This is a genomic window from Pseudomonas brassicacearum, from assembly GCF_003732265.1.
GTDB classification, from domain to species: Bacteria; Pseudomonadota; Gammaproteobacteria; order Pseudomonadales; family Pseudomonadaceae; genus Aquipseudomonas; species Aquipseudomonas brassicacearum_D.
Genome location: NZ_MOBK01000447.1, coordinates 1 through 256 on the forward strand (window position 1 = coordinate 1; position 256 = coordinate 256).

1 protein-coding gene is annotated in these 256 nt (G+C 51.2%); it reads left to right on the forward strand.

What is annotated here, in order from left to right; translation table 11 throughout:
• Window positions 1–166: 166 nt before the first annotated feature.
• The coding region (locus tag BK660_RS32185; protein ID WP_123436477.1) for an NAD-dependent epimerase/dehydratase family protein at window positions 167–256 on the forward strand (90 nt) is incomplete at its 3' end.

Here is a 256-nt window from a genome sequence, read left to right on the forward strand (position 1 = left end):
AAACGTTCACTAAGCTGTAAAATGCAACCCTTGTTCGACAGTGCCTCCAATGCACTTCGATTCAGACTGACTCTGACGGAAGCCTTCATGTCTGTCGGCTTCTGCATTCATGGATTAGATCGCGCTCGTAGATGGCGCTGTCCGCAGCTCAAGGGTATGGTTTCGCGTGAAAATTCTAGTAACCGGCGGCGCCGGGTTTATCGGCTCGGCAGTGATCCGTCACATTATCTCCAATACCACCGACTCCATCGTTAAC